Here is a 15,542-nt window from a genome sequence, read left to right as displayed (position 1 = left end):
TCTATAGGTATTATCGTAGAATATACGGGTAAAGTCTAATTTGTCATTTGCAACAAAAAAGCGATTAAGAGGTATTATTATTAACACGCAGTCAACGGCAAGCGTCGCTCAAGGTGAGTTGTCACTCGGAATGCCGACCGCTCCTACCAATATCATATTTACAGGTGTCGCCGGTACGGGCAAGACACACCAACTTTTGCAACTGCAAAAACAGTATGATGAGACGCTAGTAGTGACCCCTGATAAGCTTACCATTCAAGAGCTTCAACACTACAGTTGGCGTGATATCATCTGTGCAGTACTGCTAATAGAGGATCGCACGATGACGGTCCCTGAGATGATGCGCCATCCTTTGATTCAAGCCAAAATAACGGCCAATGAGCGAACGGATAATGTCAGTCAAACGCTATGGGTGCAGCTTAATACGCATGCGCATCCCGACTCTAAGACGGTGCGATATTCTCAGCGCTCTGCCAATTATTATTTTGATAAAAATGCCGATGGTACTTGGTATCTTTTAGCAGAAGTCAAAGACGTGCTAACCGATACCCTAGCACCAATTTTGATACTCTATGAGACATTGATGGAGACTGGCGCGACAGCCTCACCCTCGGTTATTGCTCGCAGCAGTTTGGTGAGCTTTCATCAAGCTTATGGTTACGAAGAGTTCGTTGAAGGTATTCGGCCTGTGATAGGCGCGCATGGTCAGATCAGCTACCAGATTCAACCTGGGGCCTTCTTGAAGCTGTGCCAAAAGGCGGCAAAAGACCCAAATCATCGTTACGCCATGCTGATTGATGAGATCAATCGTGCCAATGTGGCAAGGGTATTTGGTGAGCTTATGAGTCTTATTGAGACGGATAAGCGGGCTGGTCAGACCAACGCGATGCAAGTCAATCTGGCTTACTCTGGCCGACCTTTTACCGTGCCTAGCAATGTCGATATCTATGCCACTATGAACAGTCAAGATCAGTCGCTGGCGTCACTAGATCTCGCATTTCGTCGGCGTTTTCGTTTTATAGACTGTGCGCCAAATCCGCAGCTATTACCCATTATCTGTGTCACTAAAGATGCCTCAGCGGACTCTGAAGCCTGTCTCGATACCGCGAATAGTCAAGACGACAGCCATATAGATCTCGGGCGGGTGCTGGCTGGTATCAATGCGCGAATCTGTCAGATACTGGGTCAAGATAGCCAACTTGGACACGCATTTTTGCTGTCAGTGACAAGTTTAGCTGAATTGCAGTCCGTGTTAGTTCAGCAGATAATACCGCAGTTGGCGCAGATAGCGGGCGGCCAAGTAGCGGTGTTGCATTACTTACTCAACGACAGTGACTGTCCTTGCGAGCGTCAATTTATTCATGATCAACCTATGGCACTACCCAATCAAGACGACGGTTACGAAAGCCATCACCATCAGGGGAGCAATAGCTTAGCAGACGCTGGCTCTTTTTATCAGGGAGAAGGAAGGCATGAGCCTATTGGCATGACAGCGTCAGTGGCTCAAGGCAGCTTAAGTCAGTCAGCTCTTGGCGCGAGTTCTGGTTTTTGGCTCAATCCTCATTTGCTGCATCTAACGGGTGCTTTTCGATATGCGAGTAGCTATCATCAGCTTTATTAATCACTCTACTATCCGTTCTTCTATCCACTATCAGGGGCGCAGCTTTGTTGAGCCTAACGACTTTGCTTGGACTTATGGCGTTACGCTTAGTCGAATGTCACCAACAGCTGTGCTGTTAATACAGCTTTTAACACGGCTATGTTCAACGCTGCGGTTACTTGCAATATGAGTCCCATCATTAGTGTCTTTGAGCACCAGCAGCTTACGGCACGAGACTTCAGCGTCGCTAGTGACTTTGACTGGCTTATTGAGCAAGATTTCGAGGTGTTTGGTCTGCGTCGTCAGCAAGGCCAATGGTGTTTGACGGTACGGCAGTACTTAGGGGTAGTGCGGTTACCAAGCGGTATTTTACTAGAGATACTGCCTAAGATTGCCAAGCCAACCAATAAAACGCTCAATAAGCCCTTGGACAAGCAAGAAGGGGAGGCAGCGCAGCTTCAGCGAACCAGAGTCTGGGTTCAACAGATGCTACGGGATATTAATGAGCATGATAGTGCTAAGTTAAAGACCAAACATTTCGAGCAGCTCAGCGAGCAGTTGGGATCATCTTTTACGGCAGCACCCTCATTATCTGAATGGCTGCTCAATGAGTTTATTACCCTTATGATAGGCTATTTGCCACTAAGGCAATACGAGCAGGAGACGCAAAATAACGCCTGTCTACAAGGCAAATTACTGATTAAAAAACAGCTTCAGCATAATGCTCATCAGCCGCATCGCTTTTTTAGTGAAAGCAGCCAGTTCACCCAAAGCTTAATAAGCAATCGGTTCATAAAGCAGGCTTGGCAGCAGCTGCTAGCGCTTGTGTTGGGTCAAGATCACAGCTATCGCCTGCCAGACTCTTCTCAATCGCCAAGCTCTCAATATAGTTCACTAGCGCTGGCTAAAGGCGATACACCTCACCGGTACGGGTACTCAAGTCCAAATCTGCATCTGGTATCAGAGCAGTGGCGAGCTATCGATATACTGTCTAACATTGAGTGGCAACGGTTGGATACCAGCTACACCCAAGCTCAGGCCGAGGTCAGGGCCGCTCCAGTGAGCTTTAGGCAAAAGCAAAAGGGCATCAGGCTGTTGGCTTTTGCACATTGGCTACTTAGCGTCAGCACGGTCACACAGTCGGCTGGGGTAGGGATTGAAGAGCGACAGCCATTCCGAGGTCATACTAGAGCAGCCTCATTACAGTTGTCGCTGTTTATTAACATGAATCATGCTTTTGAGAGGTGGGTGGAGACGACACTAAGACGTGAAATTGCTGAGCAAGCGCCTAGTTATCAAGTCGCTGCTCAACTGCCGCGTGTTTGGTTGGTTGACGATACGGGTCAGCCATGTGTAACGACCATTACCGACTTGCTGCTAAGTTACAATAACCAGCCTAGACTAGTTATCGATGTTAAATGGAAAAGTATTCATAGCAGCCGCGATATCAGCGCTGGTGATGCCTATCAGCTTGCTGCCTATGCGCAAGCTTATGGCGTGCGCAAAGTATGGTTAGTATATCCCTATGTAGGAAGTAATGAGTCAGCAGCAGCGCACGCTCATCAGGCGACAGCTTCTCAGCGCGCGCCAGTTAGGCTTAAGCCTAACCTTAATAATACTGTCCACAACAGTGCTGATAATGGCGCTTGTGCTGATTTTGAGATTTGGCTTATCCCTTTTGATGTCACCCTAGGTAGGATTGCCACGCCAGATCAGAAAAAAGATGATAAAATTTTTTAAAAAGGTGTTGACAGCACACTTAATTCGCCCTAAAATGTGCACCTCGATAGCGATGATGACCTTGATTAATAAGCAGGCAACTTGCTTAGTAAGAAGAGATTAATCATCTATAACGAATATCGGAGTGTGGCGCAGTTTGGTAGCGCATCTGGTTTGGGACCAGAGGGTCGTAGGTTCGAATCCTATCACTCCGACCATTTTTAAGAGCCTTACAGGCTTTTTTTTATGTATAATAGTTTTTCTTTAGTGCAAATTTTATAAGCAAAACTATCTGCATAAAGAGTCCTTAAGAGCGCCTGTAGCTCAGTTGGATAGAGCATCTGCCTTCTAAGCAGGTGGTCGCAGGTTCGAATCCTGCCAGGCGCACCATTTAGCCTGCAAGTCATGCCTACTCTTGGGCAGCTTATAGTTATATCAGTTATATCAGTTATGGCGGCTGTAGCTCAGTTGGTAGAGCCCCGGGTTGTGATCTCGGTTGTCGTGGGTTCAAGTCCCATCAGTCGCCCCAATTTTTATACCTCAAATTCTCTTTAATCTTAATTGATTTCCTGTACCATCCTTTGCTACTAGTTAATATTGTTTTTTTTTACATATTTACTACAAGTCATGATAGTTAACTTTTTAACTCTCCTTTTTTAGATTCAATCCTAAGATTATTCTATACTTAGCCGCTCGGTTAATACCCTGAAGTTTATAAGTTTTTGCCTATTTTTTCGTTACGCCATCTATAGTTTCGGTCTCTTTAAACCTAATGAGACTTATCTTTTATTTCATCGAAATATCCAAAGTAGGCTAGTGTTATGTGTAATTAGTCGTTATTATATTTGTAGCTTGCTTATTATAGTTTTGCCTTTGAATGACTTAGCAAAAAAATTATTTGTCTCATCGTTTTGATTTTTATTTTAAATAATGGATTGTATTTAGTTTAACTTATTGTTTTTATTGGTCTTTAGTCTGGTCTAGATTAAGAGTGGGTCAGAGATTAAAGTTTCAAAATTTGAGTTTATCTTTTCAGAGTTTTCAAATTGCCTAAGGGCAAATCAGACGGTCGTATACCCAATCTACTTATTATATAAATAGGGCTTTTTTATATTTATGGGTAATAGGCGTGAGCATCAAATTTTTCTAACATTTATTTAAGCAATTAACTGCGTAATCAAGCGGCTGATGTTGTTAGCGTATGAAAGTTTTTATGTTTTGTCCATGATTGAACATTTAACTTGTGCGCTTGCGGCAGGGTAGTTTAATTTGCAGACTTGAGTTATTTCGCTAGTTGTAAAGGATATCATTGATGGACACGCTGAGTACTCTATTAGAGAATATACATCTATATGAGACAAAATATTATCGTTTGAAAACTTGTGGTCAGTGGTCCTATTCGATAACCAAAAAAGATGTTATATTTTTTTATTTAGTAGAGTCTGGAGAGTTTTGTATAGAAGTAGAAGGGAAGTCTAGACTTGCTCGGCAGGGCGATATGATTATGCTCTCGAACTCCTACTCCCATATCTGTCACGAGCCATCAGCCAGCAGCAAAACCCCAATATCCCTCGATCAAATCCTAACTCAGAGTACCGAAGAGCCTATCGTTATCAACGCCAGCAGTGCTGAGAATGCTGCTATCATTTTGATTGAATGCAAATACGATAAAGAAGTAACCCGTCCCTTATTATCAGCTCTGCCCACCATCTTACCTGATAGCGAGACTCAAATACAAAGTCGATTTGTGGTGATGGAGTCTGGCTGTAATTTTCTGTCTTTAGAGTCTTCGCAGCAGCGTATCGGTAAGACGGCGATGATCAACAATCTGGCCGGTATTCTAATGATTGAATGTCTACGGACTTACATTGAGCAATTGCCAGAGGCGACGGACAACTGGTTGATGGCTATCAAAGATCCTTACCTTGCCAAGGCATTGGCGGTCATGCATGACGCGCCCAATGAGAACTGGACCATTCATAAGCTTGCTGAAGTCGCAGGCATGTCAAGATCAAGCTTTGCTGAGCGCTTCAAAGAAATCGTGGGTGTGCCGCCGCTGACTTATTTAATCGACTATCGACTGCGCTTAGCAGCACGTTACTTACGCTTGCAGCAGTATAGTATTAGCCGTATTAGTGAGCTGGTTGGCTATGCTTCTGACTCTACCTTTAGTCAAGCATTTAAACGAGTTTATGGCGTATCGCCTAGAGCCTATCGTCAAGAGCATCAAAAAGTCGGCTCGGTGAAGTAATTAGGGTCTTAAGGGTTGCCTGCCAATTATTCTTTGGATGCCCCTCTATGTTGCCTAATATTGCGATAAATTAGTCCGTAGTAAAGATAGTTAACCTGCACTCGATATGACCTCAACGTATCGGCCTTTAATAGATTTTATTAAAAATAGCCCTTGTTGAAGCAGCCTTATAGTAAAAAACGCGATTGTGGAGAATTCTGCTTTCGCGTTTTTTATGGCAATTTTTTGAAGGTTTATATCAGTACCTCGCAACCTATCCGCTATAAACAGCACTGGCTATATCAATTCCTGATTAAAGAGCGACTATACAATTAACAACGAGCATCGCTTTTAGAAGCTGATAACGTTAATGGTATAAAAGGTGTATCATGATACTATCCGTGTCAAAGGCCAAGATAAGCCGCGCTAAAATAGTATTGAATGCAATATTTAGCTGTCATTAGGGATTCACATTAAAGTCATTATGGCCTGACTAGGGATAAGCTATACCGGCCCGATTTAAGCTTCGCTTACATCATTTCATGACTTCTAGGTAATAAACTCTACCAGTTACTGGTGAAAGCGCAATAGGCTGACTTTTTGCTTCATGCAAAATTGGGCAACTAATGGGATAACTATATTTAGTCGGTCCTAAATACAGTCGATTCCAAATAAAGTGCAGTCGTTGTATTATGCAGTGGAGCTGGTATAAATCTTTCTGGCTTGCTGCGGGCATGCTGATGGATGCTGCAACAATTCATGCCAGTACTGTTGTATGGTTTTGTAAGTAATAACTATAGTTGGGTATCTATGGTGAAGTGACATTGGATTCTAACTTTATTTCTTTTTTGGTTTAGCTTTTTTTTCTAAATAGCATAATCATGCTATTTTCTATGATTTCGCTACTACTTAATATGCCAATTAGCGTCACGGGTATACGCAATATACCTGGATATCCATTAAGGGGGTTTTATGAGCAGGCCATCTATAATAGCGCAGCAAAATAGCGCAGCAGGCAATAAAAAGATGAACGGCGACGATGGTAGTGCTGAAACCAATAATGCTAGTACTGATACCTTAACAGATAGTACTTTAATGACTCTAAATACTACAGATCCTGAGCTGAGTAAGTCTGAGCTATTAGCGGCATTTACTGTCTCAGCGTTACCCGTTCAGAAGCTTAATGACAGCACGCATAACCAAACAACTACTGAACAAAGATTGGCGCTATATCAACGTCAGCTAGTGCGAACACGTCAATTATACTCAGCATCAGTGCAGTCACGCCCGACCTATTTGGTACAACGGCTAAAGTCACAATTTGATGAGTATCAGCATTTTTTGATGTCAATATCTCTAGACAAGCGAGGCGTTGTGGATACTGAGATGCTGCAAAGATTATGGCAGCAGCTGCATATTGTCGATGATATTATTGAAGATATCATCCGGCATATGCCCGCTCAGCAGCCAGCAGGTTGGCAGATTACCACTCAAGGTCGTAATTATCTAAGGTTGCCGACAGTAGGGCGTTTGCGTCAAGATGAGCCAGTTGCCGATCAAGGCAGCTTGGTGAGTTATGTGTTGGCCCATTTTGGCGTGATGAGTTACACCTATGATCGCAGTTATTATATCGGCCATGTCTTGGGTTATCTATTTTGCTGCTACTTCTGTGCCCATCTATCTATTACCTATGGTGTGACACCGCTGGCTCCTAACGTGGTTCAGGACTTTGATTATGCCAGTCTTGAGACGCCCAAGATGGTGAGACTGCTGCAAGCTTTAGACGGCTATTGTAAAAAACGTATTTATCAGTTGGCCGTCATTTGTGCGCGATTAAGCTACTATGCTACCGACAGGCGTATCGAAAAAATGCTAATCGCCGAGGTCAATGACTTTGATAAAAAGCTGCAACAAAGCCATCTTGATACCCTGCTTAGCCAAGGCATGATGCCAGAAGCACGAGAAAGTGGCCATCCTTCGATATAAAGTTTTAGGGCATGACATAACCGCTAAAACAAGATAGCAAGGTTAAAATAATAGTCCACTCTACCTTAGGCGAAGGGGCATAACTTGTGTTAGTCGCCACAACATTGTTGCCAAGCTGACAAAGATACATTAGGCTTATCGTGCTAAGACAAGTCGATCTTAATCATTACTGTTCTATTTATACTTACTAGGGTGTGTTGTCAATTGACTCATGAAGTTTGCAATGAGAGTTTTGAATGAGGACACGCTTTTATTGTTCATAGGAATCGCGGCTGATGCCTGCTTATCACTTTAAGGCTTTAGATCAAAAGGGCAGCGTACAAAAGGGGCTGTTAGAGGGCGATTCTGCGCGGCAGATTCGTCAGCAGCTCCGAGATAAAGCATGGTTGCCTGTTGAGGTCATGGCCGTTCAGGACAGTTCAGGCAGCCGTAGTAAAAACCGCTACAAAAAACCTTCCGCCTATGAGCTTGCCCTACTGACGCGGCAGTTATCGGTACTGCTCGCTGCCGCGATTCCTCTAGAGGAAGCACTGGCTGCAGTGGCTAGGCAATCACCAAAGACACACATCAAGTCGCTGATGCTGGCGGTGCGCTCCTATGTCTTAGAAGGCTTTAGTTTGGCCAATGCTCTTAAGCAAGCCGCTAGCTTCCCCCCTTTATATATTGCTACTATTGCCGCTGGTGAGAAGTCTGGTCATCTAGACCTTATCTTAAATCAGCTGGCGGACTATACCGAAAACCGCTTTGCCCTACAAAAGAAAATCCAAGGGGCAATGATCTATCCAATCGTACTGATGGTCATGGCAGTCGCCATTGTCATGGGTTTGATGAGTTATGTCGTGCCCAAGATTGTCAAGGTCTTTGAGCAGTCAGAGCAAGCGCTGCCTTGGATTACCCAAGTGGTACTCGGTATCTCCAATTTAATCACTCAGTGGTGGTGGCTGATGCTACTGGTATTGGCGCTGCTAGTGGTGTTGTTTTACCGATTTGCTAAGACGCCCGCCGGTACTTTAGCGATCGATAGCCTTGTACTAAGGCTACCTATTTTAGCCAGACTATCGCGCAGCCTTAATTCAGCACGCTTTGCCAGTACCATGTCTATATTAGTCCGATCTGGGGTACCGCTTATTGAAGCTTTACGAATCGGTGCTGCGGTCACCACCAATAGTCATATTAAAAAGACCATTATGCAGGCGGCCGATAGGGTTACCGAAGGGGCGAGCTTATCGAGTCAATTAGAGCGCTCTAGCTACTTTCCACCGATGATGGTGCAGATGATAAAAAGTGGCGAGAACTCTGGTGAGCTAGAAGATATGCTCAGCCGCGCGGCCAATATGCAGGAAGCAGAAGCGACCAACTTTATCAGTACTTTACTATCATTGTTAGAGCCATTAATGCTGGTACTAATGGGGGTTATCGTTATGATTATTGTTATGGCTGTTATGCTGCCTATCGTCAATATGAACGATCTGGCGGGTTAGAGCAGTGAAGATGTGGGCTACGATTATAAATGAGCTTTACAATTAGAGTTGCCTTTAATGATATTGGCTGATTATTTGCTCGCTTTTTGCTCAATTTATTACCCTTTATTATGCTCTCAGCTTGCTTGATTTTATCTCATTGTTTGAACAATGTTGATAGCATTCCAATATGATAATCTATACTGTCATTACTCACTGTGCTTCGTTATGATAGCCATAGATTGGGTTTACTTTTAAGCTCAGGTTCTATACTGAATTTAGCAGTATTGCCCTAACCATTGTTATCTCCATTACCTTTAGGATTCACTATAATAATTTTAAGAGTACCCCTATGCAATATAAGTCAATGCAAGATAAGACCAATAGTGTAAGCGCCTCTCGCCATTTTTCAGCGACTCCTGCCAATCAGCGCCATCGTAAAATGGCTCCACTAAGCCAAGCTGGCTTTACCCTAATTGAGATTATGGTGGTTATCGTTATCTTGGCGATTTTGGCAGGGTTGGTAGTACCCAAGGTCGTGGGGCAGAGTGATAAAGCTCGAATTAAGACCACGGAAACTGCCTTGGCTACCGTGTCAAATGCCTTAGACATGTATAAGGTTGATAATTCGCGCTATCCCACTACTTCGCAAGGTTTGGCGGCATTAAGCACGCCACCAGCTGAAGCCAAAAACTACCCAGAAGGCGGCTATATCAAAGGTACGCCGACTGATGGCTGGGAGAATGAGCTTCAGTATGTCTCGCCAGGGTCAGAGGGTCGTCCTTATGACTTATTCTCACTAGGCGCGGATGGGAAGCAAGGCGGCGAAGGCCAAGATGCAGACATTTATGCTAGATTATAACCTTGATTGCTATACCCCTCCCTTCTTTTTTTAGACCATTTAAGTTTACACTGCTACCGGCTTTACGGCTTATCCTTAACGGCACCAGCTCAAAGGATAAATGGGTAAAGCCGGGTTATTAGTTAGTCTATTAGATTAAGCATTTAAGCCTAGAGACTAATAGATGAAGACTGAATAAAGGCTATTTTTTATAGGGAGTCTAGCGCTTGATATGAGTGTCCGCCCAAGTAGCTTGTCGTGACGGCAGTGTTGAGCTGAAATTTTGATAATATTAAGAGTTATTGTTTAGGGTCTATTGCCCTATTAATAGTGTCAACGCTAATGATATTAATCTGTAATCGGTAGTAAGAACCATGGTTAGATTTTTTCACGTAGTTTCGCTATTTGTGCTTGCCACATTCTATTTACCAATCGCTGCACAAGCAGAAGGGTTAAGCGACCTTTTTAGCACCGCAAGCGATAGTCAAAAAAGTAAGTTTTTACCCGTCGAGCAAGCCTTTAAGGTAACGGCTGATACGGCAGGTACCAAGACCAATGCTACTTTAACAATCAATTTTGATATTACGCCTGGTCATTACGTCTATAAGGATAAGGTTAAGCTTAGCTTACCTGACGGTGTCACTGCTGAATCACTTAGTTTTAATCAGTCTGCTCAGTTTGTAGATGATCCACAATTTGGCCGAGTGCCTGTCTTTGATCAGCGCTCTGTTATCGCCACTACCACTCTCACGAATGCAGGTGCCGCGGCTATAGATAACGCGCCTGTCACGATTACTTGGCAGGGATGCGCTAAAGCAGGGCTGTGCTACCCACCAGAAAAAATCAAAACTACAGTAACTCTTGCTACGCCTGCAAAATCCGCTGCTAACGCAGCAGTAAATGATACGGCTAAAGCAGCTGCGGTTAATGCTAATGGCTCTAATAGTCCTAAGCTAGCTGCCCAAAGAGCCAGTGAGGTGTCTGCAACATCCACTGCAGCTACAGAAAAACAGTCAGCACAGGCGACAGCAGCGCAGCAGCCAGATACCGATCAAGATAGCTCTAACCCATTGCTAAATAATACTGAGTCGAGCCTAGATAGCGACATCGAAGCTGATGAGAACCGTACAAATGGTCCTGATGAGCAAGAGGGCATAAACGACTTAGACTCTCAAGATGACTCAGCGCTTATAGCGACTGCTATAGAAGAGAGTTCCTCGTTGGATAATGATGGGCAAGTAAGTCAGTCACAAGCTCAATATAACAGTGCCACTACGCAGAGTGATAGCACGTTGGTTAACCAAGATCCCTTTGGTCTCGGAACCCACCCTTGGCTGGCCCTAGGCCTGTTATTTTTGGCGGGTCTGGGTTTGGCGTTCACCCCTTGTGTGTTACCCATGCTACCTATTGTTGCCAATATCGTGGGCAATCAATCCAATCCGACACCCAAAAAAGCTGCAATATTGACCAGCAGCTACGCACTCGGTGTGGCGACTGCTTATGGTTTTCTCGGTGCTATTATCGCTGTTTTCGGGCAGTCTTTGGGTATTATTGGCTGGCTACAAAACCCCGTAATTTTGCTTAGCTTTGCGGCGGTCTTTATCCTATTAGCCTTATACATGTTGGAGCTGGTACCTCTACGATTACCGCTATCGATTCGCAACAAGCTGACGGCCTTTAGCGATGCAGGGAATAATAAGCTTGGTAGCGCAGGCGGCAGTCTCATTGCTGGGTTTTTGTCTGCTCTAGTGGTCTCGCCATGTGTTTCTGCGCCGTTATTTGGTGCGTTACTGGCCGTCTCTACGATAGGTAATCCGCTCTTAGGTTTCGGGGCGTTATTTATGCTTGGTTTTGGCCTATCTGCCCCTCTAATTGTATTGGGTACTACCCAAGGCAGTATAATGCCTAAAGCAGGCGAGTGGATGAACTGGGTCAAGCAAGGGTTTGCATTGTTACTATTTGCTGTGGCTTTACTGCTGATTGAGCGGGTGTTTATCTCGTCATTTATGCTACTTATTTGGGCCGTATGGTTTATGGTAGTAGCAGTTTGGGCTTGGCAGTGGCGTCGTAGTGGGCAAATCTTGACGCGAGCACTGGGGCTTATTGCCGCAGTATGGGCTACGGTATTGGTGGTTGGTGCTGCCTTGGGTAATACTGATAGTCTACATCCCTTAGCCTCACTAAAGACACCTTCAGCGAATGTGCAACCGGCTACCGAGTCTGTAGCTACGCCATCTTCTGATACTCTATTAGCAGTCGATCAAGCTATTCACATTACCACCCTTGATGAATTAGATGCGATAACCGCTAAAACCGCTAAAGTAGTGGTCGATGTCACGGCCGACTGGTGTATTGAGTGCCGGATTATGGATAAGGCGTTATTTGCCTCGCCTCCTGCGCAGTTGACTGGTTGGCAGGTGGTCAAGCTCGATATTACTGATACTACTGCTGAGTCCAAGGCAATACTGGCACGTTATCAACTCTTTGGGCCGCCAGCGCTGCTATATTATATGGACGGTAAGCTGGTGGGTCAGCAGGTCGGTGAAACAGATCGTGATGCTTTTATTAACATACTAAGTCAGTTGCAGTCCTAGCGTTTAGAAAGTAGCTTTTTCTAGAGTAACTGCTTTTAAAGTAAGCGGTTAGAGAGTCGTTGGTTAGCCAACCATTGTCTAAAAGCTAACCAACGCGGGTGATTGAGCTTACCGCTGCGCATCTTACTGAATCGTGATTAATCTATAAAATTGACTTATACAAAGGTAACTGATGATAGTAATTCGAAGTATCGTAACTCAGGATGCGCCTATAGAGATGTTCTCAATAAAGTCACTTATGGTAGGGCTATTATTAGGGTCTGCATTACTACTAAGTAGCTGCTCATCACCTTCCTCTGATAGTCTGACTGCGCCTAATACGCCTAAGACGGGCAGCGAAGATACTGTAACAAGCCATGATAAAGCCGTCTCGGGTGCTCAATCAGAAGCAAGTCGCTGTCAAAACTCACTTATCGTTGAAGCGTTTCAAGCTCAGCGCTCTGGCGTGCAAGTCAAAGGCTGTGGCCGAGTTATCAAGCTGTTAGCTGATGATATAGAAGGCAGCCGCCACCAAAAGTTCTTGGTGGCATTGACTGGCGAGCAAGCCGCAAAGCCGCAAACTGTGTTGATTGCCCATAATATCGATCTGGCTCCACGAGTCGAGAGGCTAAAGCAGGGCAGTGAGATAGTCTTTTATGGCGAGTATGAATATAATGCCAAAGGCGGTGTGGTGCATTGGACCCACCGTGATCCGGCGGCGCGACATCAAGATGGCTGGCTAGAGTTTGAAGGTCAGCGCTATGAGTAAGCTTTCGCTGTTAAGACTGCTATATTGACTGGTTCTAACAGGGCGCAAGGTTGACTGGTGCAAATGACAATTAAACAATGGCAATCAAAAAATAACAATTAAACTTAGCGTCGAGGGTTAAGCCTAGACGACTATTGCTCGATGATATTCGCTAATGTTATGTTACTGACATAATAATCAATTATTCTATAATTTAGCACACCAACAATTTAGCTTATCAATGTTACCGCTAACATTTTAAAAATAAACAATTTTTCACCTTTGAACAATCATTATCTGTAGTGAAGACTTAGCAAAACTGCTAAAGTGGTACTTTACAGTCATGGTAAATGACTTCAATTAGCTGTCAGTAGTGGTTATGGTATAGGTACTAAGTAAAGTACTAAGCCCAAACAATTATATTGCTCTCATTAAACATAAATCAGCTAGCCAGTGGTTAGGGTAGAGGGCAATAGTCTGTTGCAGCTAATGACGCCACCACTAATAGTATTATAAAATAGTGATTATCGACTGAGTGTCTAACACGAAGGCCTTTCGCTGAGGGCGTCGTTTTCAGTGAAATTTAAGGAAACATATGAGCGATTCAAGCATTTTCGATAGCGTGATTGTGAATAGGTCTCTATCGAAGGTTACTCCGCAGCAAGTATCAGCGAGTCTAGTAGGCATTGCAGTAGTGCTAGGGGTCTCCTCACAGACTTTTGCGGCCGATAATATCGATGCGACGCAGTTGGCTTATCAGGATCAGCAGCCAGTCATGACCACAGACAGTAGTGGTCAAAGTCAGAATAGTCAGGTGGGACAGAGCCTACAAAATGAGCTGTTTTTCGAGTGCCGAAAAGTCAATGCTGAAGCCGCTCGTCTCGCCTGTTATGACAAGGTCGCTGAGCAAGGGCAGACGCCTACCTTCGTTGTGACTAAAAAGCCACTAGACATTGCTAGGACATTTCAGACCACTATTTCGGGTAATCCTCAAGTGGTATTAGCAGAAAATATAACGCCAATAAATGCTAACAGTCTAGACACTACGGAGGATAGCCTAACTATCGATGCGCCAGACGTGAGTGGTCATGCCTCTGAGTCAGTAAAAGATACTGATGAAAATGACCGGCGGATTTTAGCTAAGGTTGGCGTAACGCAAAATGAAATTGAAAAATATACGCCGTTAAGTCTGGCTTATGATCTTGATAAAAATAACGAGCGCGGTACATGGACGGCTCGACCTCATCGACCAATGTATCTATTACCGATTTATCTAAATGTAAAGCCAAACCGCGCACCTGAGACGCCGAATCAAAAAGCAGAAAATTTTAGCCCTAATGAGATGCGGGTTCCTGAGCTTAAGCTTCAAGTCTCGGTCAAAACAAAAGTCGCGGAAGATCTGTTCGATACCAATGCTGATATGTGGTTCGGTTACACCCAGCAGTCGCATTGGCAGGTGTTTAACGAAGACAATTCTAGGCCATTTCGAGCGACTGACTATGAACCAGAAATATTCTTGACACAGCCAGTAACCGCCACTCTACCTTTCGGTGGACGCTTAAGAATGCTTGGCGTTGGTGCAGTCCATCACTCGAATGGTCAGTCGGACCCTTTATCCCGCTCATGGAACCGCCTATATCTTATGGGCGGTGCTGAATGGGGTCGCTTTTCGGTTGTACCTAGGTTGTGGACGCGCGTTACTACTGACAACAGCAGTAAGCCTGATGACAATCCAGATATCACTGACTTTATGGGTTACGGGGATCTGACCTTCCTTTATGATTTTGAGAATAAAAAGACCCTAGGCGGCACACTACGCTATAACCCTAATACGCATAAAGGGGCGCTACAACTCGACTATATTCATCCTTTGTCTAACAATACCCATGCTTATGTTCAGCTGTTTCAAGGTTATGGAGAGTCGATTATTGATTACAATCATGAAAATACAGGTATTGGGGTAGGCGTGGTGCTCAGTGACTGGAAAGGACTATAGCTAGAAAGAATTGAGCAATATGAAAACCAGCGCCGACAGTATAAGATGATTGACAATATAAGGCGACAGTAACAATAGTCATGATAACACTACAACGCGAAGGACTACAGTGAGCCGCTGGCCTCCCTACCGACTAGGAATATGGCTGGCTGATCATTTGCGGTCGTGTTATCTATGCCATCTACATACTACTGATTATCCTCATCTAACTGACCAGATAAATTCCGCTAGTCAGTTGGATGGCTCTGTAGCCAGTAGGTTACTTTGTCATCAATGTCACCAAGCGATCACTTGGTTACCGCCTGCCTTTACAATTGATATTGCTCCTGCGCATACTCTTGTTATTCAGTCCGCTGCTTACTATATCTATCCAATCCAACAGGCAATCA

General features: G+C 44.4%; 9 protein-coding genes and 3 tRNA genes. All 12 read left to right on the top strand.

Features of this window, described 5'->3' with window-relative positions:
- Nucleotides 1-40 precede the first annotated feature (40 nt).
- The 12 genes from EGV92_RS06580 (at nucleotide 41) to EGV92_RS06525 (ending at nucleotide 15,153) form a co-directional block, all read left to right on the top strand.
- Nucleotides 41-1,621: an McrB family protein gene (locus EGV92_RS06580; RefSeq protein WP_131668427.1), complete on the top strand. Its 1,581-nt coding sequence runs from the start codon at nucleotides 41-43 to the stop codon at nucleotides 1,619-1,621.
- 165 nt (nucleotides 1,622-1,786) lie between these two features.
- Nucleotides 1,787-3,340 carry a 5-methylcytosine restriction system specificity protein McrC gene (locus tag EGV92_RS06575; RefSeq protein ID WP_165525575.1) on the top strand — a complete coding sequence of 518 codons (1,554 nt, stop codon included), beginning with the start codon at nucleotides 1,787-1,789 and terminating at the stop codon, nucleotides 3,338-3,340.
- Between the two features lie 120 nt (nucleotides 3,341-3,460).
- A tRNA-Pro gene (locus EGV92_RS06570) sits at nucleotides 3,461-3,537 on the top strand.
- A gap of 95 nt (nucleotides 3,538-3,632) precedes the next feature.
- Nucleotides 3,633-3,709: transfer RNA gene (locus EGV92_RS06565), tRNA-Arg, on the top strand.
- Between the two features lie 63 nt (nucleotides 3,710-3,772).
- A tRNA-His gene (locus tag EGV92_RS06560) sits at nucleotides 3,773-3,848 on the top strand.
- 783 nt (nucleotides 3,849-4,631) lie between these two features.
- Nucleotides 4,632-5,570, top strand: coding sequence for an AraC family transcriptional regulator (locus EGV92_RS06555; protein ID WP_131668425.1), 939 nt, complete (start codon nucleotides 4,632-4,634; stop codon nucleotides 5,568-5,570).
- 951 nt (nucleotides 5,571-6,521) lie between these two features.
- Entirely contained in the window at nucleotides 6,522-7,535 is a 1,014-nt protein-coding gene (locus tag EGV92_RS06550) for a hypothetical protein (RefSeq protein ID WP_242678641.1), read from the top strand.
- Between the two features lie 275 nt (nucleotides 7,536-7,810).
- Nucleotides 7,811-9,016, top strand: a complete 1,206-nt coding sequence (gene gspF / locus EGV92_RS06545; RefSeq protein ID WP_131668424.1) for a type II secretion system inner membrane protein GspF — start codon at nucleotides 7,811-7,813, stop codon at nucleotides 9,014-9,016.
- Between the two features lie 421 nt (nucleotides 9,017-9,437).
- A complete protein-coding gene (gene gspG / locus EGV92_RS06540) occupies nucleotides 9,438-9,857 on the top strand; it encodes a type II secretion system major pseudopilin GspG (RefSeq protein ID WP_131668787.1) in 420 nt (139 codons plus the stop codon).
- A gap of 353 nt (nucleotides 9,858-10,210) precedes the next feature.
- Nucleotides 10,211-12,430 carry a cytochrome c biogenesis protein CcdA gene (locus EGV92_RS06535; protein WP_131668423.1) on the top strand — a complete coding sequence of 740 codons (2,220 nt, stop codon included), beginning with the start codon at nucleotides 10,211-10,213 and terminating at the stop codon, nucleotides 12,428-12,430.
- A gap of 172 nt (nucleotides 12,431-12,602) precedes the next feature.
- Complete coding sequence (locus EGV92_RS06530; protein ID WP_242678640.1) at nucleotides 12,603-13,178, top strand: DUF3465 domain-containing protein; 576 nt, start codon at nucleotides 12,603-12,605, stop codon at nucleotides 13,176-13,178.
- A gap of 574 nt (nucleotides 13,179-13,752) precedes the next feature.
- Entirely contained in the window at nucleotides 13,753-15,153 is a 1,401-nt protein-coding gene (locus EGV92_RS06525; RefSeq protein WP_131668422.1) for a phospholipase A, read from the top strand.
- The last annotated feature ends 389 nt before the right edge of the window (nucleotides 15,154-15,542 follow it).

Source organism: Psychrobacter pygoscelis, from assembly GCF_004335015.1.
Classification (GTDB): domain Bacteria; phylum Pseudomonadota; class Gammaproteobacteria; order Pseudomonadales; family Moraxellaceae; genus Psychrobacter; species Psychrobacter pygoscelis.
The sequence above is the reverse complement of the archived record's forward strand: the minus strand, read 5'-3'. Positions and strand labels throughout refer to the sequence as shown.

What these genes read in the sequence shown, in the direction of transcription:
- EGV92_RS06575 (WP_165525575.1), top strand. Translation starts at nt 1,787, where the DNA reads ATGAGTCCCATCATTAGTGTCTTTGAGCACCAGCAGCTTACGGCACGA.
- EGV92_RS06555 (WP_131668425.1), top strand. Translation starts at nt 4,632, where the DNA reads ATGGACACGCTGAGTACTCTATTAGAGAATATACATCTATATGAGACA.
- EGV92_RS06550 (WP_242678641.1), top strand. Translation starts at nt 6,522, where the DNA reads ATGAGCAGGCCATCTATAATAGCGCAGCAAAATAGCGCAGCAGGCAAT.
- gspF (WP_131668424.1), top strand. Translation starts at nt 7,811, where the DNA reads ATGCCTGCTTATCACTTTAAGGCTTTAGATCAAAAGGGCAGCGTACAA.
- gspG (WP_131668787.1), top strand. Translation starts at nt 9,438, where the DNA reads ATGGCTCCACTAAGCCAAGCTGGCTTTACCCTAATTGAGATTATGGTG.
- EGV92_RS06535 (WP_131668423.1), top strand. Translation starts at nt 10,211, where the DNA reads ATGGTTAGATTTTTTCACGTAGTTTCGCTATTTGTGCTTGCCACATTC.
- EGV92_RS06530 (WP_242678640.1), top strand. Translation starts at nt 12,603, where the DNA reads ATGATAGTAATTCGAAGTATCGTAACTCAGGATGCGCCTATAGAGATG.
- EGV92_RS06525 (WP_131668422.1), top strand. Translation starts at nt 13,753, where the DNA reads ATGAGCGATTCAAGCATTTTCGATAGCGTGATTGTGAATAGGTCTCTA.